This window comes from Proteus sp. G2609 (assembly GCF_963896135.1).
GTDB classification, from domain to species: domain Bacteria; phylum Pseudomonadota; class Gammaproteobacteria; order Enterobacterales; family Enterobacteriaceae; genus Proteus; species Proteus mirabilis.
The window spans coordinates 1-23,757 of the sequence record NZ_CAWQNB010000041.1; the positions used below are offsets into that span (position 1 = coordinate 1).

A 23,757-nucleotide genomic window follows, 5' to 3' on the forward strand; every position below is an offset into this window, starting at 1 on the left:
GCCGTGCTTGCCTGTGGAGGGAGGGTGCAGTCAGACCGCCCGTCGAAGCAGGAACCCGCCGAGTTGATTCAGACATCAGTCTGAACGCAGTAGGGATCCACGTCCTTTAGAGCGTGGAGGATGTCAAAGAAGGATATCATTTATTGTCGATATCCTTTTTCTATATTAATTCTCATCCCTTATCTAAAATTTGGTTATTTTTAACACATCCGAATAAAATATTTCTGTTATTGCTTAATAATTAAGGCAATTTTTATCTTTTATGTCTGTTAGTTGCTGTAAAAACCTTTTATACTTAAGCACTGTATAAATGAACAGCAAGCGGTAAAAACCGCATATAGGCATAGATAAGGAATGACAGCCGAAGGACATTTACTTTTTTCTGTTGCAACACTCGTCTTAGCACAGAAATTAGAAATAACCCCCGTTCTTGCTCAAGGTGATTGGTTTCACATGATCCCTGCTGTCTTATTAGGTTCACTACTACCAGATTTAGATCATCCAGGCTCTATATTAGGACGCCTCTTTCGGATAATCTCATTACCGCTATCAAAACTCTGTGGTCATCGTGGCTTCACACATAGCCTACTCGCCTTTTGTGGTTTAGCCATTTTATGGGAAACACAAGTTGCGCCTTATATAGCGATTTCGGCTGATTTTTTTCACGCCCTTTTGCTAGGTTACTTAAGTCACCTACTGGCAGATATGCTAACACCATCAGGTGTACCTTTTTTATGGCCACTAAAAATGCGTTTTGCCTTACCGATTTTAGCGAAAAAAAATAGCAAAAAAGGAGAACGATTTATTTCTGTCATCATCTTAGTTGGTGCACTATTTCTGCCCCCACACCTAACTTTTTCTCTTCCCACACAAATAAATCACTGGTTACAAATGTACCACGATAAACGTACACCTTTTTAACTCTCCTTGACAGTTCTCTACTTTCCTCTATCTATTTATAGTTAATTAGTCTTTTTTATACTAATCTTCCTTGTTTTTATAACTAAACGACTATATAAAAGAATAATTGATTATAAAAAGTTATTAACAATACTGTTACCATATAGCGAGTTGATGCTGTTATATCCTTTCTTATTACCTAAGAACTCATATCGCATACAATCGCCAAATTTATATATAAAAATCTCGTTGGAGAGTTAAGATGAATTTTCCGTTAATTATTAACGTACTCGTCTTTGTTGTGCTATTACTCATCTTGGCTAAATTAAGCCAACGTCAGTGGAGCCTGTCAAAGAAAGTTCTTGTCGGTTTGGTCTTTGGGGTGGTGTTTGGGCTGGCGTTACATGCATTCTATGACGCACACGATCCTATTATTAAAGAATCTATCCTTTGGTTTAACATCGTTGGTAACGGTTACGTACAACTGTTACAAATGATCATTATGCCATTGGTATTTGCTTCTATTTTAAGTGCAGTATCACGTTTACACCAAGCATCATCATTGGGAAAAATTAGTGCACTAACCATTGGTACACTTCTATTTACAACGGCAATTGCTGCTCTTATTGGTATTGTTATAGCCAATATCTTTGGTTTAACAGCTGAAGGTCTTGTTCAAGGGGAACAGGAAGCGCAGCGTTTAGCCGCTATTCAACATAATTATATAGGTAAAGTGTCTGACTTAACTGTACCTCAATTAATTTTATCTTTTATTCCTAAAAATCCATTTGCCGATTTAACTGGTGCAAGCTCAACCTCGATTATTAGTGTAGTTATCTTTGCGGTATTCCTAGGAATGGCTGCAATAAAACTGCTTAAAGAAGATAAACCTCGCGGTGAAAAAGTATTAGCAGCGATTGATAGCTTACAAGCGTGGATCATGAAGTTAGTCCGTATCGTTATGGCATTAACACCTTACGGTGTAATGGCACTGATGACTAAAGTTGTGGCAAGCTCCAATCTGCATGACATTATTCAACTCGGTAGCTTCGTTGTTGCCTCTTATGTTGCGCTGGGCTTAATGTTTGTCGTTCATGGTTTATTAGTTGGATTTACTGGCTTAAGCCCAATTAAATTCTTCAAAAAAGCAGGACCATTATTAGCATTTGCATTTACAAGTCGTTCGAGTGCTGCCAGTATTCCATTAAATATCGAAACACAAACTCGTCGCATTGGTGTTCCTGAATCGATTGCCAGTTTCTCATCGTCTTTTGGTGCGACAATTGGTCAGAATGGTTGTGCCGGTATTTATCCTGCTATGTTAGCCGTTATGGTGGCACCAACAGTCGGTATTAATCCTTTCGATCCTCTTTGGATTGCCACTTTGGTGGGTATCGTAACCATTAGCTCAGCAGGTGTTGCGGGTGTCGGTGGTGGTGCAACCTTTGCAGCCCTGATCGTTTTACCAGCAATGGGATTACCTGTAACACTGGTTGCCCTACTGATTTCTGTGGAGCCTCTTATCGATATGGGTCGTACTGCATTAAATGTCAGTGGCTCTATGACCGCAGGTACTATTACTAGCCAAATGATGCGCCAAACAGATAAAGAGATCTTTAATCAGGAAGAAGAAGCTGAACTTAATGTGAAGTAAACCACATTAACAATTAAGTTAAATCTCTTAAAGCCAGTTTAATTTTAAACTGGCTTTTTTATTTTGATATTAATTTAACTGCCTTTTATCATTCAATAGATATGATGATCATGCATCACTAGCTCTGAGGCTTAACTTAATACCTATAAAAATATTAAGCGATGAGGATATTTGGCTGAACCAGAACGGTCTGTTAAATAAAACGAAAAGCGATTGTAGGAATTAATTAAAGCTAATGAATCACCAACAAAAATGCCAGAAACATTTCTGTCTCTGGCATTTGTAAACTGATAATTAAAAATTATTTATCGCTAATAGTTTCTTTTACTTGAGATATTCGCCATTACGTAGTGCTTCAATACGTTTATCTAATGGTGGGTGTGATAAAAATAACTCACTAAATGACTTATTACGGCCATTAATACAGAAAGCCATCATACTGCTCTCTTCTTGTGGCTCATAGCTGGTTTTTAAGCGTTGTAATGCCGCTATCATCTTCTCACGGCCAACCAGTTTTGCAGAGCCTGCATCCGCATGAAATTCACGGTAGCGAGAGAACCACATCGTAATAATACTTGCCAAAATGCCAAAGACAATTTCAAGCACCATAGAAACGCCCATATATACCCATGGGTTTCCGTTACTGTTTTCACTCTCTTCATCGCTCGAAATAAAATTCGCCACAAATTGAGCAATGATACGGGAGATAAAGATCACGAAAGTATTCACAACACCTTGTAATAAGGTCATCGTTACCATATCACCGTTGGCAACATGGCTAATTTCGTGTGCAATAACAGCTTCCGCTTCGTCACGGCTCATACTGGCTAATAATCCGGTACTCACCGCCACCAGCGAAGCATCACGACGAGCTCCAGTTGCAAACGCATTAATATCTGGTGCATCGTAGATTGCAACTTGAGGCATTTTAATCCCCACTTGCTCAGACTGACGTCTTACAGTATCAAGTAACCAACGTTCTACTTCAGAGGTTGGATTTTCAATCACTTGACCACCAACGGATCGTAATGCCATCCATTTTGACATAAGTAAAGAAACAAATGCACCACCAAAACCAAATAGGCCAGCCATGATCATTAAACCCTGAACACTGCGGCCTTGAATACCTGTTAAAGATAAGATGATCCCGAACACAAACATGACAGCTAAGTTTGTTAACAGGAATAAGGCAATCCTCATCATATTGATACTGTTCCTATTTTATCTAATTACCACATTGCAAAAACTATCTTATAAATAAGGCTTTTTTTTATTTTATCAAGTCTTTTAACTTGTTTGCTACTAAAAACGATATAACTTTACATTTTAATAAAAGAAAATGTAATTAGTAGCTAAATTATGGAGGATTATTTTCACATAGAGGAGGAATAACAGTCTAGGCAAGATAGGCCCAAAAATAAATGCCTAGTGATGAAATTTTAACAAAATAAATTAATTGAAGGCGTTTTGTTAGATTAAAGGCTTGGATGCCAGCTTTATCTATTTTTGTACATGGCTTACCATCAGGCAAGCCATGCACCTATACAGGGATGAATTCTGTTATCCCTTACCCTATAAACAATTACATTTTAAAACGATATGTCGTTGTCATAGAGCCTGATAATGAGTGAGCACGTCGTGAGTGACCATCATACAGTTTTGGTGTGGTGTAATCATTTTCTTGTTGATGGTGCCAACCAATACCGCCACTTAAAGAAATAGAAAGATTAGCCGTTGGCTTCCAGTAGCTAAATAAGCCAAACTGCCCTTGTTTTAATCTTTCGCCGGAGTAACTAAATTCACTATAGTTAGTCCGTGCACCAACAGACAACTCATTGTTAACTTTGTATGCAGCTTCTAATGCCCCCATCACTTCACCATCACGCACATAGTCAATATCTGCATAAGCTGGTGAGTTAAAGCGTCCACGAGTATTCCCAATTGGGTTACGCGCAAATTGACCAACACCATTGGCTTTTTTCGCATCGGTATAAGTCACACCCGTACGAATGGTCCACGCTGATTCAGGAATACGCCATTCCATAGTACCAGCAAAGTGCCATGCATCCTTATCAAAGTTACGTTTACCTGCATTAGCATTGGTTAATGTGCGTTTTCCTTCACTGCCATAATCGTGGTAATAAACAACACCACCTAGAGTAACGTCTGATGTTAACTTATATTTTGTTTCTAAACCGTGTTGACGGAATACATCATCCGCCTGACCATAGAAATAATAGACTTTTAATGGTTTGGAATTATAGTTAACTCCCCCAGTAATAACATGGTCAATATTATGTCTAACACCATTACCATCACTGAAATACATTCTATCGATATTTGGGCTATCACGACGCATAACTTTTCCGTCGAGATACAGCAAATCTAAACTCCAATCACCCATCGCCGTATTAGTGTAATAGCCGTTATAACTGTTTAATGATAAGCGCTGTGAGTTAGTAAAAATACCTGTATTCTTCAAGGTAAACCAACCCGCTTTACCATTAATTAAAACAGGATCTAAATCGAATCTCACTTTTGCAAAACGTTGACCAATTTTGTTATAGCCTTTTGCTTCGCCATCATCATTATATAATATGGCACGAGAAGCGAAGTCTTTACTTGCTCCTAATTTAATACCACCATAATAAGAAACATCGAATCCAAGAATGCCACCTAAATAACCAGATCTGAAATCAGCTTGGAAGTTTTGACCCCAAGCATTAGCAACTTGTTTTCTATAACGTTGCTCTTGTTTATCAAAACGGTTTTCTGTTTTTAGGTATTTCCACATATTAATGGTAGTCAGCTCAAGTTCAGAATCAGAAATAAATGAGCTTTCTTTAATTGTATTTTCCCAATTCCCAGCATTAGCAGCGCTCACAGCTAAAAAACAAGGGGAAAACATAAACAACACCATTCTTTTTAGTTTCATTTTAAATTCAACCTGGTTAATAACTATTTAAATTTATTTATATTCAATAAGTTAAACAAAGTACTATTTTTATATTTAGCTAAAAGTAACGCTCGCTTAAATTGTATAAACTTAAGCCAAATCGCTATTTTTTTAGCATCAATAATGCTAGGTAGTCATCTCACCACATTGTTATTTACTTTTTTGAGCAATGAAATGCTTAAGCAAATTATAAATAACTTACCTTCTAGTCATTAGTCCTTAATGAGAAAATCTATTCTAAAATCAGCGCATTCTAGCGTTTATATAACTGCGCCGATGAGAAGAGATTTTGCACTTAGCATTTGGGTGAGATTTTTAATCTGTTACTATTACCTTAGTATGTCAGAATGATACAAAATTTTATGATCTGTATGCTATCGTAATTTTATGTCAACTAGAGCGATCATTGTCACAACATGTTACATTTATTGCAATAAGTAAACCATTAAATGTGAATTTAATCACATTTAATAAGGCATTTATTTTTTTATCTTATTTAATAGATAAAAATCTAGTTTTTATTTACCTTATAAAAGATTTTTTATCTAAAACCCCTTGTATTCCATTTGATTATATTTTTCAAAGCTAGCATCAAATAGATTTTAAATAAAAACTTAGATTACATGATATTAAGAATATTTTTATATAAAAGCAGTTAAATACCTTAATGAATTCTTATGTTACTGGTAACTAAATGTGACTACTAAGAAAAATAGCCAAATAATAGTATGAGATGATTTTCTCACTAAAGATATAACTAAGGTTATTATAAAGCATTAGATACCAGATACTTTTTCAGACAAATATAGGGAAATAAAAACCCCCAATAATTGATTAATCAACTATTGGGGGTAAATTTGAATCACTTTCTTAAGTAGAAAAACTTAATTTAATAACTTCTTAGGTTTTAATACCTTTGCAAGATCATCCGCAATATTAGCCGTTTCATCTAAGTAAGGATCAGGGCCTTCATAATCCTTCGGCAAATCATCAAGTGATTTTAGTGGTGGCTTACCCTCTAACTTAAGACGTTGGTTAATACGCTGTAATTTTATGGCTTCTAGCTCTTTATTCTCTTTTTCGCGCTCTGCAAAATTAAGAATAATAAACTTATCTTCACCTTTGGCTTTAGCTTCATTGTAGCGCTTGATGTCGTCAAAGATATATGAAAACTCTCTATCATTCGCGATACGTTTAGCATGTTGATCCGCCAATGTAGGTAGTGCTTGTTTTATTTTCTCTGAATACTCAGACAGCTTATAATTAGCCGGTGGAATACTGTCCCAAGGTAAAGCATTATCTTCATTGCTTTCCCCCATTTCTGAATTATCAAAGCTTGGTAATAACAAGTCTGGTGTCACCCCTTTTAATTGGGTACTTCCGCCATTAATACGATAGAATTTTTGGATAGTGTACTGAACTGAACCTAAACTAGGCCAATCAGGACTTAACATCTGATCATAAACTCGTGTCAATGAACGATATTGTTGCACCGTTCCTTTACCAAAGGTTTGCTCACCGACAATTAATGCGCGCCCATAATCTTGCATTGCAGCAGCAAAAATTTCAGAAGCAGAAGCACTAAAGCGGTTAACAATAACCACTAGTGGCCCTTTATAATAGACAACATCATCACGATCATAATCTTGGCGTACTCGACCATTATTATCACGGACTTGAACGACGGGACCACTTGGAATAAATAAACCCGATAATGCAATAGCTTCCGTTAATGCACCGCCCCCATTACCTCGTAAATCAATAACTAAAGCAGATACATTGTCTTTAGCCACTTTTTGTAGTTGGGTTTTAACATCATTAGTTAAGCCGACATAGAAACTAGGAATATCTAAAATAGCGATTTTATCACCATTAATCACTTTTTCGGTTAACTTGACCGCTCTATCTTCTAGGCGGATCTGTTCTCTTGTTAAAGTGATAGTTCTTGGCTTCGCCCCTTTTTCATCAGAGATAACTTCTAGTTTAACTTGGCTACCTTTAGGGCCTTTGATTAACGCGACAACGTCATCTAAGCGCCAACCAACCACATCAACCATGGGTTTATTATGTTGACCGACAGCGATAATTTTATCACCTACTTTTAGCGCTTTACTTTTAGCAGCCGGTCCGCCCGTTACCATGGAATTAATCATTGGATAATCATCATCCATTTGTAATACGGCACCAATCCCTTCTAATGAAAGGCTCATCTCTGAATCAAAGGCTTCCGTATTTCTTGGTGATAAATAACTGGTATGAGGATCAATTTCACGCGCAAAAGCCGTCATGATAATTTGGAATACGTCTTCACTTTGGCTTTGTGTTTGGCGACGTAATGCAGCTTTATAACGTTTTGTCAGTGTTTCTTTGATTTCACTGTCTGTTTTGTCAGAGAGTTTAAGTGTTAGCCAGTCGTATTTTACTTTTTCATCCCAAAGCTTATCTAATTCAGCTTGCGTTTTCGGCCATGGCGCTTTGGTTCTATCTAACTGAAATTTATCTTGTCCAGTGAGATCGATAGGTTGATTTAATCGATTTAAAGCATATTGAAAGCGCTCAAAACGTCTTTTTTGCGCAAGATTAAATAGATCATATAAGGGACCTAATTCACCTGTTTTTAAATATTCACCCACTTTAGTTTTATCTTTATCAAACTGGGCAATATCTGACGCTAATAATACGTTATGGCTATAATCCAATAAATTAAGATAGCGATTAAAAATCTTTTCGGAAAAACTCGCGTCTAACGAGAATTGACGATAGTGGGAACGTTCAAAACGAGCGGTGACACGTTCACTCACTGTGGAATGTTGTGGCTCTTGCTTTAATGTCGGTAATTGATTAATAGTCACCATGGCTGGCGTGGCTGGTTTATCAGCCATGACAGCAGAAGTGCCTGTTAACGCTAATCCGATAGCAAAAGCCACATTTAAAAGTTTGTTCATGCTCTGGTTGGCCTCCGTATCAGAACTTTAAATGTTCCGTGCGTACATTCATTGCCAAACCGTTAGGCAATTGTACACGTACACCCTCTTTCGCTATTTCTAGCACTGTCGCATCCATCACGCTACTTCCAACGTTAACTTTCAGCGATTGACCTACAGTAAGCACTGAGATGTCTTTGACTGGGGTTAACTTTTCAGTATTTTGGCGTGGCGCTTTGCGAGGCGCTTGATTAGCTTGCTTTTGAGGGCGAGGCTGTCGTTTTTCACCATCTTTAGGTGCTTGACGACGAGGATTTGGCTTTTTCGCTGCCGGACGTTTACTGGTCTCCTTATCACCTTCAGCTTCGCGCTTTTTAGCACGTTGCTCAGCTCGTTGAGCTTGAACGCGCGCTTTCGCTTCGGCTAATTGTGTACGAGCATGTGCAATATGCTCTGCTTCCAGCTCTCCGCAGTCGTTACCATTCAAGTCGACACGTTTAGCCCCTTCTTTTACACCATAAAGGTAGCGCCAACTTGAGGTATACAAGCGTAAGGCAGAACGTAACTGTGTCTTACTCAGCTGAGTTTCATCTTTTAGATGCTCAACGAGATCTTGAAAAATACCGACTTTCAAAGGGCGTGCTTCACCCTCAGCGATAAAACACTTAGGGAAACGTTCCGCTAAAAAAGCGATGATTTCTTTACTACTGTTCAACTTAGGTTGATTTTCCATGAAATTTCCTGATTACAACGGTTTTGCCAACCAGCGCAGGCATGAACAAGCGACATTATAATAGTGTTGCCAACAATTTCTACGGCAAACGCCTGTTATCTTACACAAAATTCACAATATTTTGCGGTATGACACGTTTTTAAATGCTCGCAGAGCACGTCACACAACGCTTTAAGCCCATTTTCATCTTTTTTATCAAAACGACCAAAAATAGGGCTATCGATATCGAGAACGCCGATAATTTGTCCATTTACCTCTAAAGGTAGAACAATTTCAGACTGACTTGCACTATCACATGCAATGTGTCCACTAAATTGGTGCACATCATTAACTCTTAGAATTTTGTTTTCTGAGAATGCCGTTCCGCAGACTCCTTTTCCAAAACCAATCCTGACACAAGCCACTTTACCTTGGAAAGGACCAAGAACTAATGAGTTACCATCATTAAGATAAAACCCGACCCAATTTATCTTGTCTAACTTCTCGTAAATCAATGCACTGGTATTAGCAAGTGATGCGATAAAGTCATTTTCACCAGACAACAAGGCTGACAAATTATCAGTGAGTTCCTGATAAAAATTTAATTGTGGCATCAGAAGATCCTATTTGCATAACGAAAGCATAACTAAAATAGATAACATATCTTGTAATTTAGCTTATTTTATCTTGAGGTTGAATACAGACTTTTCAATAAGTCTACAAAAAAACGATAATACACACTAAAAGCGCACAAAAAAAATCAGATACTTATTATTGTAAAATGAAAAGCGTAAATATAATAAAAATGGTAATTTGTGACCCACTGAGTATAGAGGTTTTTTTTGGGCTTAAGCTAGGATAAGCGAGAAGAAAGACCAAATAGGCGGATAAATGAGCGATTTAGTCACCAAAGAAAACAAATCAATACATTGTCAGGAGTGTGACCACCTCGTATCACTTCCTACAGACCTCAAGCGCGGCGAAGACGCCTATTGCCCACAATGTCAAGCCAAGTTAGCGACCTATCGTGATTGGTCATTAACCCGGCTATTAATTCTTTCTATCACCATGCTGATATTCGCGTCTATCGCTTTTACTCAACCTCTTATCAAGATCCATTTATTAGGGACCATGATATCAGCCAATGTTCTTGACGGTATTCGCTTAATGTCACAACAAGGCTCTCCATTAACGGCAACAATGGTTGCCTTTTGTGCCGTTGCCGCTCCTCTTAGTCTACCCATTGCCATTTTATATCTCCATTTAGGGGCTCGTTTACATCTAAATTTACGTCCCGTGCTATTAATGTTAGGTAAGCTAAAAGAATGGGTAATGCTGGATGTTTATTTAATTGGCCTTGGTGTTGCCACCATAAAACTGGGCGATTATGCCACAATCTATATTGGTCATGGCTTAGTTGCTTTTTCAGCTTTAATGGTTTTAAGTCTATTAATGCTTATTAACATTAATATGGATCAACTATGGCAACAGTTTTATCCACAAAAAGAGATAAAAACGAGTCCAGCAACCTGTCATGCATGTCATTACCATTTTAAAAAACCACCTTCGAGCCATTGCCCAAGATGTAAATCTTGCTATAGTGCTCGTCAACCAATGAGTTTGCAAAAAACCTGGGCAGCACTCATCACAGCGATGATCTTGCTATTACCGGCAAATCTATTACCTATCTCAATCTTTTATTTAAATGGCCAGCGTAATGAAGACACTATTTTTTCTGGCGTTCTCTCTTTAATTAATTCAGGTAATACACCTATTGCAATTATTGTGTTTATTGCCAGTATCTTTGTGCCTTTCTTTAAGATAATCATTATGCTGGGGTTACTATTGAGCATTCATTTTAACTCACGTATTCACCCTCTATTGCGCATGAAACTTTATCGATTTGTCTCTTGGATCGGCCGATGGTCAATGCTCGACCTGTTTGTGATTGCGCTGATGATGTCATTAATTAATCGAGATCAGTTAATGACATTCACTATGGGACCTGCAGCTTTTTATTTTGGTACAGCTGTCATTCTCACTATCCTTGCCGTTGAATGGTTTGATAGTCGTTTATTATGGGATACTTATGCAACAAGAAGAAAACAACACACAGGCAACCCAAGCCGAAATACGTCGCAAACGTAAAATTTCGACTTTTTGGTTACTCCCTGTTATCGCTATTTTTATTGCGAGTTGGTTGCTTTTCCAACACTGGCAAGAAAAAGGCGTACAAATCACCATCGATTTTCAATCAGCCTCTGGTATTGTTTCAGGGAGAACACCTATCCGTTACCAAGGTGTTGATGTAGGTATTGTACAGGACGTGACGCTCAGTAATGATTTACGTCGAGTCATTGTTACCGCTGATATTCGAAAAAACCTTGCTAATGCATTACGTAAAAATACGCAATTTTGGCTTGTTACCCCAAAAGCCAGTCTTTCTGGTGTTTCGGGATTAGATGCCTTAGTGGGAGGCAACTATATCAGTATGCTTCCTGGAGATGGGGAAAAGCAGTTTCAATTTGTTGCTCAAGAGGTTCGTCCTAAAGCCAACATTGATAAAAACCAACAAATTATCACCTTAACGGCGGATAATTTAGGCTCTCTTAATGTCGACTCTCAAGTTTATTATCGCAAAGTTCCGGTCGGTAAAGTTTACAGCTATGCCATACGTCCAGATAATCAAGGTATTTTTATCGAGCTGAGTATCGATAAACAATATGCTCATCTGATCCGCCAAGATAGTCATTTTTGGAATGTATCCGGCTTTCAGGGCAACTTTAATCTAAAGAGTGGTGCTTCTATTAAAATGGAAAGTGTTTCTGCTTTAATTAATGGTGCTATTGCCTTTGATTCTCCGGAAAATAGTCCCCCTGCCCAAGAAAATCAACAATTTGTGCTACAGTCTGCCACTTCCGTGGATGCAGGCAAAGCCTTATATGGTGAAGATGGATTAATTATCTCATTAACCAGTGAAGAGAGCTGGGGTGTAGATGCCGGGCAACCTATTCTATTTAGAGGCATTACGATAGGACAAATTATTCAGCGCAACATCAGTGATGATGGGGTTATTTTCGATGCCATCATTGCACCTGAATATAAACACTATATTTACGAAAACAGCAAATTTGTCGCTAATAGCCGAATTAACGTCAATATGGGCTTAAATGGTATTGAGATCCAAGGAGCCACACCTCAAGAGTGGCTTGAAGGCGGTATCCACCTTATTCCGGGTAGCCAAGGCACCCCTAAAGAACAATATCGCCTTTATCGCAATGATTTTTATGCTAAAGCAAGTATTGAGGGCAATGAGTTACCTGTCACTTTGACACTTAAAGCAGCTAGTCTACCGGGTATTCAAAAAGGTTCCGTGGTGCTTTACCACCAATTCCAAGTTGGAGAAATCGTCGATGTACGGCCTTTAATGGATGAATTTGATATTGATGTCCATATTTCTAAACAATATCGTCACCTGCTTACTGAAAAGAGTGTGTTCTGGACTGAAGGTGCTGCGAAGGTTTCATTAAATGGTGCGGGATTAACGGTAGAAGCAACGCCGCTAAACCGTGCCTTAAAAGGCGCGATAAGCTTTGATAACTTTGAAAATATTAATAACAATGTTTCAAGATATAAACTTTATCCTAGCGAAACGAGTGCTAGAGCCATTGGTGCTCAAATTACTTTAAAAACCTACGATGCCAGTAAACTTTCTGAAGGAATGCCTATTCGTTATCTAGGTATTGATATCGGTCAGGTGGAAACGCTAACCCTTTCTGCGGATAAAAAAGCGGTGAGTGTATCAGCGGTACTCTACCCTGAATATGTGAAAACTTTTGCACGTTCAGGAAGCCGATTTGCGGTAGTCACCCCTGAGTTAACCGCTTCAGGCCTCGATAATTTAGATTCTCTTATTCAGCCTTATATCAAGGCAGAGCCAGGCAATGGTGGCGTATACCGCATATTTGAATTACAAACGGCAAATATTACCGACTCTCGGTATCTAGATGGCCTTAACCTTGTATTGAATGCGACTGAAGCAGGATCTGTGCAAATTGGCACACCTATCTATTATCGTGGTTTAGAAGTAGGTGCGGTAACCGGACTAGAATTAGGTAATATGTCTGACAGAGTATTGATCCACATTAGAATTAGTCAGAAATATCAATATCTGGTACGTAATAACACAGAGTTTTGGCTTTCATCAGGTTATAACTTCTCATTTGGTTTAACTGGTGGAGTATTCCGCAGCGGTACATTTAAGCAGTTTATACGTGGTGGCATTACATTTGCTACACCGCCATCAACCCCACTCCAGGCTAAAGCAAAACAAGAGCAGAATTTCATTCTCAATGCTAAAGAGCCAAAAGAGTGGAATGAATGGGGTACTGCGATACCTAAGCCATAAACGGTAATATCATCAACTTTATTTAACACATTTATTTAAAACGGATCACAAAATTTGATCCGTTTTTTTTATTGCTAAAAAATACTTTGGAAATGACTTCCATTTATACTATGCTTAAAACTGTCCGATTAAAAAGTGCTCACCATGCTGTTCACTTTTAAGCTTAAACTATGAAAGCACAACACAACATCGCATAACCTTGGAGCTATAGCATGAATAAAACAACCTTAAAAATTGCTTGTTATGAAATTGAAGATGTTACTTTGAAACACTCTTCCGATAACCAACTCACTTATGTTCATATTCCATGTGATTATGATAAAGAGTTTTGTATGCAATTAGATGGATGGGATGAAAACACCAGCATTCCTGCGCAACTGAAAGATAAAAATATTCTGCTTTATCGTCATGCCTATGACAAAGAAAACCACCATTGGATTTTAAAAGTAGCCTAATCGCATGTTAAAGCATCATAAAAAAAGCCAGGTAAATCATTTACCTGGCTTAGGGAAAAGGCTCATTGCGAGCCGTGCGCTAAAAAGTGATACTGAATGAGAAAATAGCGTGTAAAAAACTGCTTATGCCACATCTATTTCACAACCTTATTGTTAAATAATAGCTAACAATATGTAAAGATCCAGTAAACACTCCTACCACACTTCATATTCTTTATAAAAAATCAAATAACTCATTTTTTATCTTTTAAATCAAACAAATAACAAATGTGTTTTTTTTATTGCAACTCAATCAAATGATTAGTTTTTTTCACAAAGAGACAAAAATGCACTTTCTATAGCTTCCAGTGATTTTTTCTTATCAGGTGTATTGGGATCAGGAAGTAGAATACTATCAATTAGTTGAGCATTAACTTTGCCACTTTTCATTTGTTCCATGGCAATATTATTAAGTGGATATTGAGCTAAAGTTGCGGGATTAATCACAAACCAAGCACCATCTGCACGACAATTTAGCATGACTTCTTCACGGGTGAATGGCCAAGCATCACCAAACTGAAGCTTACTGACTGTTGATATTGGTGCACTGAAAGTTTGAAAAGAAAAAAGCATCAATATGCCCGCAAATAAAAAACGTTTCATGGTTATCTTCCACTTAAAAAATTGATTAATACAAGTATATATCAATCTATACAGGTGAGTTAATCGCAAAAATGGCCACTGTCAAAATAACCATAGTACCAAGTAATAACTCAAACCAACTATTAATAAGCAACCATTGAAAGTTATTCTTCTTACGGATATGAGGCACTAATACATACCTATTCACTAATGCCAATCCTAACATCAAGGCAACAAAGGCTATTTTTAGCCATAACATACTTTGGTACTCTGAGGAAAGTTGTGTTGTTGCAGGCCAACCGGGGAGTAACATAATGGCACTCACAATCCCACTAGCTATAACCAATAAAACAGCGAAGTGACCAAATAATGAGAAGCGTTTCATGGTGGCAATAATAGGCTTGATCATGCCATCAGCTAATTCATCTTTATTACGTAAAAACTGTAGGCACACAACAAAAGGCCATAAACCACCAAACCAATACGCTCCACTAATAAGATGGATACTCTGATTTAGTTTATAAATTACGGCTTCACTACCTGTAAACATGGCACTATGGCCAATAAAAGCATGTAGCACAAGCATCAATGTTGAGATAAATAACAGACTAATATTTCTAATGCTACGTTGATGAATAAAGAGAGCGATTAATGCGAGAGAGGATAAAACTAATTGCCATTGCCAAATTTGTCCAAAAGAGGTTCCCAATACGGCTTGCCATATTGTTAGTGACCAAGCGTCTTGCCAGCCATCTCCCATAATGCCTGATTGCACTATCATCCATAAATAAGTGGAAACAAATACAGTGATAGTGCTAATCGCCAATGCTGGACGTAAGCGTACTTGAATAAGAGGAACAAACTTTTCTTTAGCGAGAATGGCAGCCGAACAGCTCAGTCCGAACATGAACATGACTGCCACAAAATGAAAAATTCGGCATAAAATATAAACGTCTTCAGGAGTCATTATTTTACACTAAATTGATAAGAACCTTTTGTTTTGTGCCCATCGACAGAAACAACACTCCAATCTACAGAGTAGTTCCCTTCTGCTAATTCACCTTCTAATGGCAATAACAATTTTGTATTGTTAACGGGATCAAGACTTAATTTACCGACAGTAATTTCTTTACCCTCTTTATCAGTGACTTTTACTTTACTAAAGGCCAACTCAATCCCTTCAGAGAAATCGAGTGTAATCACTTTTGGTGCTTGCGCTTGTTCAATAGCCGCACCCTCTGCAGGTAATTGTGATTTTAGATGTGCGTGTGCTAAGGCTTGTTGGCATGACATGCCTAAAAATAAAACAGCGATGGCGGATAATTTACCCCATGATGTCTTAAGTGTGTTTAATGACATAATAACCTCTTAAATTACAGGTGATTTTTCTATTTATGATAAAGAAGATTTTATAGCAAATTGACTTTAATATCTGCGCTTCTTTATCGTTGAAATAAAAGGTTGTGAACTAGCACTCAAAATATAACTTATTTAGCGCCATTTTTGTTTCAAATATCACCCTTTTTACACTTAACAAAAATATAATACTTTAATTGACACACTACACAGTTCAATACATAACCAAATAATCTAAAAGCCAAACTAAAATAGGCTATAAATCGACGACTCAAACTAGAGAATAGAAAGAACAGAAAATAGACAAAATAATAATCAGCAAAGCTTAAGAAATGATTAAATTAAAGGAGTAGAAAAATAAAAAATCGATTACGTCTATATAAAATAGTTATATGGATATGCAATATTGCACTAACTGGGTCGATAAAAAAAGCTCTACTGTGCGATTACAGTAGAGCTTGTTATGTTAATCTGAGCAATGCTTATATGCACTTAGCCAACCAGGTTAAAACAGCAGTATAGTTATTCTTATTATTTAAATATGTGCGGATGTAGAAAGAGCACTTAAGTCTTTATCTAACAAGAACAATGCCTTACCACCATCACCGACCATAGCAAGTTTATCCAGAATAGATTTAAATAACTTCTCTTCTTCATGTTGTTCAGCAACATACCATTGTAAGAAGTTAAATGTTGAGTAATCTTGTGTTGTCATTGCTAGGTGAGCAAGTTTATTAATTTCAGCTGTAATAAACTTCTCGTGCTCATAAGTTTTAGTAAATAAATCAGATAAAGATAAAAATTCAGCGGGTGGTGCTTCAATAGTCCCTAACAAAGGCATAGCACCTGTATCACTTAAATAATCAAATAAGCGTTGCATATGCTCCATTTCTTCACGGGAATGTGCTTTTAAAAATTTGGCAGCACCATCAAATCCTTTATCATCGCACCAAGCGCTCATCTGCAGGTAAAGGTTAGCTGAATAAAACTCAAGATTCAGCTGTTCATTGAGTTTATTGATCATATCTTGATGTAACATATTTTACTTCCTAACCATGAAAATTAACATTATGGATATTATGCACAGCTAAAAATAAAAATATAGTAAATTTAAATATACTTTTTATATATTTTATACTTTTAGAGAGAATAAAAATAAAAACCAATCTCATTTATGATGACTTAAAAACAAATAATAATTAATGGAATTGATTATCATTAACCATTATGGCCAAAATAAATATCAACTACACACAACCCATTGTATGTAAAGGATATTTTTAGTTACAATCATTTCTTCAAAAATAAATTTTATTAAAAACAAATAAATTCACTTTTTATAGTCTTCTATTAAATTTAGTAACGCTCTAAAACTGCACACTCTAATTTATATTAAATATAATTTATCATATGGAATATCGATATTTACTAAAAACATCAAGATATTTTCCTTTATTTATTATCTTTTTTATTGCGTTTTCTACCATCAATAGCAATCTTATGATAGATCAACCTTTTTACATAAAATAAATATGAATATCTCAAAAAATGAAAATATTTCTATTTTTTTATACCGTTTTTTATTTGCACTGATAATATTAAGAGGTGACTGATTTTTGGTGCGTATAATAACAACCCGCTAAAGCCCCCAACATATAAAAGGTTAATGAGGAGCCACTATGACAAAAACTGTATTAGTTCCCATCGATTTTACTGAGCTTGGTTTATTGGATAAAGTTGTCACTCATCTCAAAGCATTAGCGATGGCCGATAAACTAAATATCCACTTTTTATCTGTTATTCCTAGCTATGAGTCCTTTGTCGGATTTGCTTTTGGCAGCCAAGACCGTCTTGCCAATGATAAGCAACGTATTGAAATTGCATTATCTACGTTAAATGATAGTTTATCTCATATTGAAATTCCCAATAGCACATCCCAATCTTATATTTCCGTAGGTAACCCACGCGACCGTATTTTAGAGACCGCAAAAAAAATCCAAGCTGATCTGATTGTGATAGGCTCACGTAACCCTGGAATGAAAACCTACTTACTAGGCTCGACAGCGTCTTCTGTTGTTAGCTATGCAGAATCTTCTGTATTAGTTGTTCGATAACTCAACGCCAAGATTTTTCCTATCAGAAGTCAGGTTACGCCAATAACCTGATTTCTTATTTTTTATCTAAATAATCGCTTTAGAATAAAATTTTATTGTCTCAAAATCTTATTCTTCCTATAAAAAAGAAATAAACATTTTAACAATAAGAATTTTATGAAAATAAACTCATATCGAGCGTAAGATAATATTTATTATACAAAACAATATATTAATAAAATGTTAATAAATTTATATTGTTTGCAAAGTTACTTTATGTAAAAATGCGTTTTTTTATGACTACAATTAAATGACCCTCTAACAGGAATTATGATGAATAAAGAATATTCTGCCAAATGGGAAGAGCGTTTTGATTTCTTCGAAAAATATGGTTCTCCTAAATCTCCAGAATACAAGGCTGCATATAAAGCACTGACTTTCGGTAAGCGTATTCTAATTGGGATGAATATCTGGGCTTTCTTCTTTGGCTTTATTTATTTTCTTATCCTTGGTTTATGGCGTAAAGCATTAACTTTATTCGGGATTAATGTTGCTATTATCATTGTGGTAAGTTTTATCGTGGAAGGACTTTCCCTAAGCCCTTCAATTCTCAATGTAGTCAGTATTGTGCTCAACTTCTTATGGGCGGCGACAGCTAATTATGCTTACTACTTAAAAGAAAAGAAAAATGATCAAGGTTGGAACCCGTTCACCGGTGTATTCTAAAAATAGATCAATAAGTTAAGTTAAATTAAATTAACATTAATCAAATTAGCAGAAAATCAGTGGTTTTTGCTACCTAAAAGGGCTCATCAGTAGCCCTTTTTTATGGCTTAATCCTCATTTTTCACCTTTTCCCTCGCCCTTCTCACATATGAAAAATTTACCCAGCGATTTGTGATCATTTAATGAGTTAAGAATTTCACTTTAATATTAAATAAAATACAAGATTTGTCCCTAAATCAAAAACATAAATTATTTTTATAAAATAAATAATTTCACTAAAAAATAACACATAAAAAACACTTATCACTATTTATACAATATTCAATTTATCATTTGCTATATTTTAAATTTAATAACAATATTTATAACCCAGTTAAATCTTAGGGTTATTCTTTAATATGAACAACCAACAATAAATAATGCTATATTGAATAATAAATTGATAAGGAAAAGAGATGTCTGAACACTTTCAAGGTAAATTTGAAGCAGAATTGAAATACCACTTAAAACGACCTCAAGATTTTATTGATGCATTACAACTCGCTGGAGCAACTTTATTTATATCGAAAAATGATGAAACAGATTGGTATTTAGAACATCCAAATACGCCTTTCCCTGCTCCCTCTATAAGTTTGTGCGTAAGAAAAATGGTCCCCTCTGGTATCAATTTATTAATTGTAAAAGGCCCAGAACAAGCCCAATGTGAAGCAGTAAAAATAGAAGATGCAGAAAAAACGGTTTCGATGTTTAAAACATTAGGTTATCACTGTATTTTAAACTATACAAAATCCCGTCAAATCTACTTTCTAGAACAATTTCATATCACTATCGATAAATTAGACAATCTTGGCTACTTTGCTGAATTTGCTATTATGACTGATGATGAGAGTAAACTTGCTGACTATAAACAACAGTTACATAACTTAGCATATCAATTTGGCTTTAATGATAGTGAGCAAGAGCATCATAACTATAAAACAATGCTTTTAAGCAAGTTAGCTTAACTAACACGATGCACAATCTCGAGCAAATAAGATACTTGAAAAAAGCTAACATTTAATAATGCTAGCTTTTAAGCTTTTTCACTATCTCAAAGATGTTGAAACGCTGTGATCTCTTTTTTGCCATGAGCTTGTAAAAAATCAAGCACCTTTCTTGGTGATGTATTCAATATCTTCTGTTGTGGAAATTGGATCTCCGCCAATACTTCTAATACTCGCTCAAAATTCCCCAAAGATGATGCAATATGTGAATCGGAGCCAAGCGCAATTAAACCTCCGGCATCAAGCACCGCTTTTGCTATTTCAATGCAGTTTTTCTCACTTCCTACTCGAGAATGTATAAAAGAAGAATTATTCATTTCTAATGCAACATTGAACTCAGCAGCAACCTTTGCGACTTCCTTGATATCTATAGGATATTTAGGGTTTCCCGGATGGGTGATCACCTGTACTAAACCACTACTTATTGTTGCAATAAGCGCTTTAGTATTATCAACCATACCTAGTGATCCCATAACAGGATCATGAAAACCAGCGAGTACAATATCTAATTTTTTACTCATCTTCTCAGTACAGTCGATTTCACCTTTTATATTTTTGATATTTGCTTCGATGCCATAAAGAATACCAACACCATCGACCATTCTGGGGATCACCGGCAAATTTGAAAAATGCCATTCATGAGGAGCGTCATCCATATCGGGACCATGATCTGTAATCGCAAATAGCTTAATCCCTTTATTTTTAGCTTGTTGAAAATATTCGCTAACCGTACTATAAGCATGTGTACTCGCAATGGTATGTGCATGTAAATCAACTGGATACATAAAGCTCCCCTTTTTCTGGCATACTATAACAACTGACACAATAGCTTTTTTTTTCTAAAGATAAAACCCGTTTGAGATCTTGCTATTTTGATGGTGCGTAAAGAATTACAGATAAAAACCGCTAAATATGCTTTAATCATGAGCATAAATTTTAAAATTAATTAGGCAATTTATGTTCAATTATCCAGCAACATCCCATTTTGACGAAGAAAGTGAAACTTACGAGATTACTTATCGTGATTTTGACAATATACATGCAGTGGCATATACAGAAGATGATATTGAACTAGAAGCCTCAGATATTTTACATGTAGGACTTGAAGAGTTTATTTCGAGTAAAATGCCGATCCCTATGCCTTCTGAGCCTCAATCAGGGGATTTTATTGTTTATCTTCCCCCTATTAGTTGCTTAAAAATCGCATTACATAATGCCATGTTAACAACAAAAACTAAAAAGGCAGATCTGGCAAGAAAAATGAATCTAAATAGCGCCCAAATTGAGCGTTTACTCGATATCAATCAAACTTCAAAAATCGATAGCCTAGAGCAAGCGCTTTACCTATTGGGTTACCACATTGCTATATCTGTGCATAAACAGCGCTAGTTCGATATTTTCATCTAATAAAAAAGGTGGCCATAATAATTTACGCCACCTTGCTATCATATAACTATAGAGTATACAAAATAGTATACAAAGTATGACTACTTATCATGATTAAAGTTGCTTACTCGCTAAGTATTTAGCGTGCTGAGTATAAATAGCAACGATATCTTCATTATAACCCACTAACCCTGCAACTTGGTTAACCATATCAATATGATCTTGCGCATAATCATCTTTTATCAATTTACCTAATCGCATACTCGAGCGACCAACTAAGCCGTCATTTTGTTTTTCAGTAAAGAATGTATTTAACACACGCATTGCCGCATGAGTAGGATCCAGTAGATTCCCCTTTTCCCCAGCAATTAATCCCTGAATATAGCTACCAAAACAGTAGTAATGAACCCCATTGACGATTTCATCACCTTCACCACCAGGGATTTTAGGTAATGCCTGTGGGTATTTGTTATTAAATTCTGTGACTTGCTCTGTTGTTAAAGACTCTAATGCGGCAATAGCATCTTGAGGATCGCCTCTATGACCAGAAAATGTTGAGATAATAGTACCAAATGCATTTAATACTTTTTCGACAATATATTCTGGGATACTGTCTTTACGCATAATGCGTCGATATAAGTCGGCTATTTCTGAACCATGATTTACACCATTAATTGAAGTTACCGAAGCAACACTATCAGGATAATTAGCCGCAACGTAACGACAAGCTAATGGCCCTTGGCTATGACCTATAAAATTCACTTTTTTCGCTTGTGTCTCTTGTAAGAGAGTCTGGACAAATTGCCACAACTGCTTGCCACGCACTTCATTTGAATTAAAGGCAGAAAGAGAAGCGGTAAAAACTTGATGCCCATATTGCCTTAAGGCATCTGCAATACCATAAAAGTAGGGAAAACCAACAATTTCATTAAAACCAGCTAAACCATGAACTAAAACGATAGGATATTTCGTTGACATACATCCACTCCTTGGGGTTAAAAACACTTAATTAAATTGCTAACATCCTATTAGCAAATGTTGAACTCATTAGATAAATTGCAATAAACAATATTATTGCAATTCTTTATTTGCTATCAGTTTGTTTAGAATAAGCCTTAAATTACGATCGTAAAGTACTATTTTCATTTTTCTCAATAATAAATATTAATTCGGCCATAATTAACATCCCTTCCACAATGCCTTCTGCTTTTTTGAGTTTTTTTCCGATATAAGTATCAGAGCATCGATGCGCTTGTGCTAATTGAATAAATGTTTGTCCAAATACATAGTAATCGACTAGTAATTCATAATCTTTTTTATGATTTTTTAGTAGTTTACTCATACATACCGAGACTATGATGCCTTGGCGATCAGTACAGGCTTTTCTTAATTTAACACGTATTGGCACATTTTCACGTTTATTTATTGTTAATGTATTGATATATAAATTATTATTTACAACCCATGAGCCCCAGGCTTTCATCAGTTTTGATATTTTTTGCATATAAACATCCTGTTTATCTTTCTAAAATACACTATATGATCACACTGTTTTTTTATACAGTCTTTGTAATGTATAAATATAGTTATTTATCTAAAAAATACAATAGAAATAATAAAATTAAATATCAATATATAAATAGAAAAATAGCTAAAAATAATATTTCTAGCTATTAAAATAATATAAATTTATATCAGAATTTTTGCATCAAAAATTAGATAGATATAAATTAATTTATTATGGAAGTGTTTCTTCTGGACGCAAAGTAAGTACTTCATACCCATCAGCAGTAACTAAAATAGTATGTTCTGATTGTGCCGATAATTTTTTATCACGGGTGACTACAGTCCAACCATCTTTTTTGGTTTTTATTTTGTGTCCACCTTGGTTAATCATCGGCTCAATGGTAAAGGTCATCCCTTCTTTTAGTACAACACCTTGTCCTCGAATACCATAATGTAATACTTGAGGGGCTTCATGCATTTCTCGACCAATCCCGTGTCCACAATACTCTCTTACAACACTATACCCATGACTTTGTGCAAAGCTTTGGATTGCATGACCGATATCACCGAGTGTTGCACCAGGTTTAACTTCTTTGATACCTTCCCACATCGCTTGGTAAGTTGTTTTGACTAATCTTCTTGCTATAGGTGAGGCATCTGGCATGACATACATCTTGCTAGAATCAGCAATAAAACCATTTTTTTCTAGTGTAATATCGACATTAATAATATCTTTACTTTTTAATAGCTCATCTGCTTTAGGAACACCATGGCATACTACCTCATTAATTGAAGTATTAAGTACATACTCATAACCATATTGTCCTTTGCTTGCAGGTCTCGATTGCAGATCATGAGTAATAAAATCGTCTACTTTATCGTTAATTTCTAATGTAGAAACACCTGGCACAATAAAATCATCAAGCATTGTAAAAACTTGGGCTAATAAACGACCTGATTCACGCATTAATTCAATTTCCTCAGGGGTTTTAATCGTAATTTTATCCATATTAATCT

Annotated in this window: 22 protein-coding genes; 9 read left to right on the forward strand and 13 right to left on the reverse strand. The window is 36.0% G+C overall.

What is annotated here, in order from left to right; translation table 11 throughout:
• The first annotated feature begins 354 nt into the window (after nucleotides 1-354).
• The gene (locus AACV01_RS15275) at nucleotides 355-921 is read left to right on the forward strand and encodes a metal-dependent hydrolase (RefSeq protein ID WP_020945544.1); all 567 of its coding nucleotides are present in this window, start codon (nucleotides 355-357) and stop codon (nucleotides 919-921) included.
• 241 nt (nucleotides 922-1,162) lie between these two features.
• Nucleotides 1,163-2,554, forward strand: a complete 1,392-nt coding sequence (locus AACV01_RS15280) for an L-cystine transporter (RefSeq protein WP_004242579.1) — start codon at nucleotides 1,163-1,165, stop codon at nucleotides 2,552-2,554.
• Nucleotides 2,555-2,878: 324 nt separating this feature from the next.
• Here the strand turns inward: AACV01_RS15280 and htpX are convergent, their stop codons facing one another.
• From htpX to AACV01_RS15305, 5 genes are all read right to left on the reverse strand, one after another.
• Entirely contained in the window at nucleotides 2,879-3,757 is an 879-nt protein-coding gene (gene htpX / locus AACV01_RS15285) for a protease HtpX (RefSeq protein ID WP_046334978.1), read from the reverse strand.
• Between the two features lie 379 nt (nucleotides 3,758-4,136).
• Complete coding sequence (locus tag AACV01_RS15290) at nucleotides 4,137-5,489, reverse strand: OprD family outer membrane porin (protein ID WP_004242576.1); 1,353 nt, start codon at nucleotides 5,487-5,489, stop codon at nucleotides 4,137-4,139.
• Nucleotides 5,490-6,394: 905 nt separating this feature from the next.
• Nucleotides 6,395-8,455, reverse strand: a complete 2,061-nt coding sequence (gene prc, locus AACV01_RS15295) for a carboxy terminal-processing peptidase (RefSeq protein WP_017827230.1) — start codon at nucleotides 8,453-8,455, stop codon at nucleotides 6,395-6,397.
• Nucleotides 8,456-8,474: 19 nt separating this feature from the next.
• Nucleotides 8,475-9,167: an RNA chaperone ProQ gene (gene proQ / locus AACV01_RS15300; RefSeq protein WP_004242572.1), complete on the reverse strand. Its 693-nt coding sequence runs from the start codon at nucleotides 9,165-9,167 to the stop codon at nucleotides 8,475-8,477.
• A gap of 95 nt (nucleotides 9,168-9,262) precedes the next feature.
• Complete coding sequence (locus tag AACV01_RS15305; protein WP_004242571.1) at nucleotides 9,263-9,760, reverse strand: GAF domain-containing protein; 498 nt, start codon at nucleotides 9,758-9,760, stop codon at nucleotides 9,263-9,265.
• 277 nt (nucleotides 9,761-10,037) lie between these two features.
• Between AACV01_RS15305 and AACV01_RS15310 the strand changes: the two genes are divergently transcribed.
• The 3 genes from AACV01_RS15310 to AACV01_RS15320 all read left to right on the forward strand — a co-directional run bounded on the left by AACV01_RS15310 (nucleotide 10,038) and on the right by AACV01_RS15320 (nucleotide 14,009).
• Nucleotides 10,038-11,294: a membrane integrity lipid transport subunit YebS gene (locus AACV01_RS15310; RefSeq protein ID WP_041701106.1), complete on the forward strand. Its 1,257-nt coding sequence runs from the start codon at nucleotides 10,038-10,040 to the stop codon at nucleotides 11,292-11,294.
• A complete protein-coding gene (locus tag AACV01_RS15315) occupies nucleotides 11,236-13,554 on the forward strand; it encodes a PqiB family protein (RefSeq protein ID WP_046334980.1) in 2,319 nt (772 codons plus the stop codon). The genes AACV01_RS15310 and AACV01_RS15315 overlap by 59 nt, the downstream gene beginning before the upstream one ends.
• 212 nt (nucleotides 13,555-13,766) lie before the next feature.
• Nucleotides 13,767-14,009, forward strand: coding sequence for a DUF1480 family protein (locus tag AACV01_RS15320; protein ID WP_004242567.1), 243 nt, complete (start codon nucleotides 13,767-13,769; stop codon nucleotides 14,007-14,009).
• Nucleotides 14,010-14,309: 300 nt separating this feature from the next.
• On the opposite strand, the gene AACV01_RS15325 is transcribed toward AACV01_RS15320, so the two are convergent.
• From AACV01_RS15325 to ftnA, 4 genes are all read right to left on the reverse strand, one after another.
• On the reverse strand, nucleotides 14,310-14,651 hold the full coding sequence (locus AACV01_RS15325) for a YebY family protein (protein WP_004242565.1): 342 nt from the start codon (nucleotides 14,649-14,651) through the stop codon (nucleotides 14,310-14,312).
• Between the two features lie 46 nt (nucleotides 14,652-14,697).
• A complete protein-coding gene (gene copD, locus AACV01_RS15330) occupies nucleotides 14,698-15,597 on the reverse strand; it encodes a copper homeostasis membrane protein CopD (protein WP_046334981.1) in 900 nt (299 codons plus the stop codon).
• Nucleotides 15,597-15,989, reverse strand: a complete 393-nt coding sequence (gene copC, locus AACV01_RS15335; RefSeq protein ID WP_004242563.1) for a copper homeostasis periplasmic binding protein CopC — start codon at nucleotides 15,987-15,989, stop codon at nucleotides 15,597-15,599. Before copC ends, copD begins: the two co-directional genes overlap by 1 nt.
• A 532-nt stretch (nucleotides 15,990-16,521) precedes the next feature.
• Nucleotides 16,522-17,025 carry a non-heme ferritin gene (gene ftnA, locus AACV01_RS15340; protein ID WP_004242561.1) on the reverse strand — a complete coding sequence of 168 codons (504 nt, stop codon included), beginning with the start codon at nucleotides 17,023-17,025 and terminating at the stop codon, nucleotides 16,522-16,524.
• Nucleotides 17,026-17,665: 640 nt separating this feature from the next.
• Here ftnA and AACV01_RS15345 point away from each other — a divergent pair.
• The 3 genes from AACV01_RS15345 (at nucleotide 17,666) to cyaB (ending at nucleotide 19,809) form a co-directional block, all read left to right on the forward strand.
• Nucleotides 17,666-18,100 carry a universal stress protein gene (locus AACV01_RS15345; RefSeq protein ID WP_004251473.1) on the forward strand — a complete coding sequence of 145 codons (435 nt, stop codon included), beginning with the start codon at nucleotides 17,666-17,668 and terminating at the stop codon, nucleotides 18,098-18,100.
• Between the two features lie 309 nt (nucleotides 18,101-18,409).
• A complete protein-coding gene (locus tag AACV01_RS15350) occupies nucleotides 18,410-18,805 on the forward strand; it encodes a DUF2628 domain-containing protein (RefSeq protein ID WP_004242555.1) in 396 nt (131 codons plus the stop codon).
• Nucleotides 18,806-19,260: 455 nt separating this feature from the next.
• The gene (gene cyaB / locus AACV01_RS15355; RefSeq protein ID WP_020945539.1) at nucleotides 19,261-19,809 is read left to right on the forward strand and encodes a class IV adenylate cyclase; all 549 of its coding nucleotides are present in this window, start codon (nucleotides 19,261-19,263) and stop codon (nucleotides 19,807-19,809) included.
• A gap of 86 nt (nucleotides 19,810-19,895) precedes the next feature.
• Here the strand turns inward: cyaB and AACV01_RS15360 are convergent, their stop codons facing one another.
• On the reverse strand, nucleotides 19,896-20,633 hold the full coding sequence (locus AACV01_RS15360) for a phosphatase (protein ID WP_020945538.1): 738 nt from the start codon (nucleotides 20,631-20,633) through the stop codon (nucleotides 19,896-19,898).
• Nucleotides 20,634-20,805: 172 nt separating this feature from the next.
• On the opposite strand from AACV01_RS15360, the gene AACV01_RS15365 reads away from it, so the two are divergent.
• Nucleotides 20,806-21,237, forward strand: coding sequence for a hypothetical protein (locus AACV01_RS15365; protein WP_004247923.1), 432 nt, complete (start codon nucleotides 20,806-20,808; stop codon nucleotides 21,235-21,237).
• Between the two features lie 111 nt (nucleotides 21,238-21,348).
• Here the strand turns inward: AACV01_RS15365 and AACV01_RS15370 are convergent, their stop codons facing one another.
• The 3 genes from AACV01_RS15370 to map form a co-directional block, all read right to left on the reverse strand.
• Entirely contained in the window at nucleotides 21,349-22,212 is an 864-nt protein-coding gene (locus tag AACV01_RS15370) for an esterase/lipase family protein (RefSeq protein ID WP_161683187.1), read from the reverse strand.
• 142 nt (nucleotides 22,213-22,354) lie between these two features.
• Complete coding sequence (locus AACV01_RS15375) at nucleotides 22,355-22,738, reverse strand: antiterminator Q family protein (RefSeq protein ID WP_161683189.1); 384 nt, start codon at nucleotides 22,736-22,738, stop codon at nucleotides 22,355-22,357.
• A gap of 234 nt (nucleotides 22,739-22,972) precedes the next feature.
• Complete coding sequence (gene map, locus AACV01_RS15380) at nucleotides 22,973-23,749, reverse strand: type I methionyl aminopeptidase (RefSeq protein WP_004242544.1); 777 nt, start codon at nucleotides 23,747-23,749, stop codon at nucleotides 22,973-22,975.
• Nucleotides 23,750-23,757: the final 8 nt, after the last annotated feature.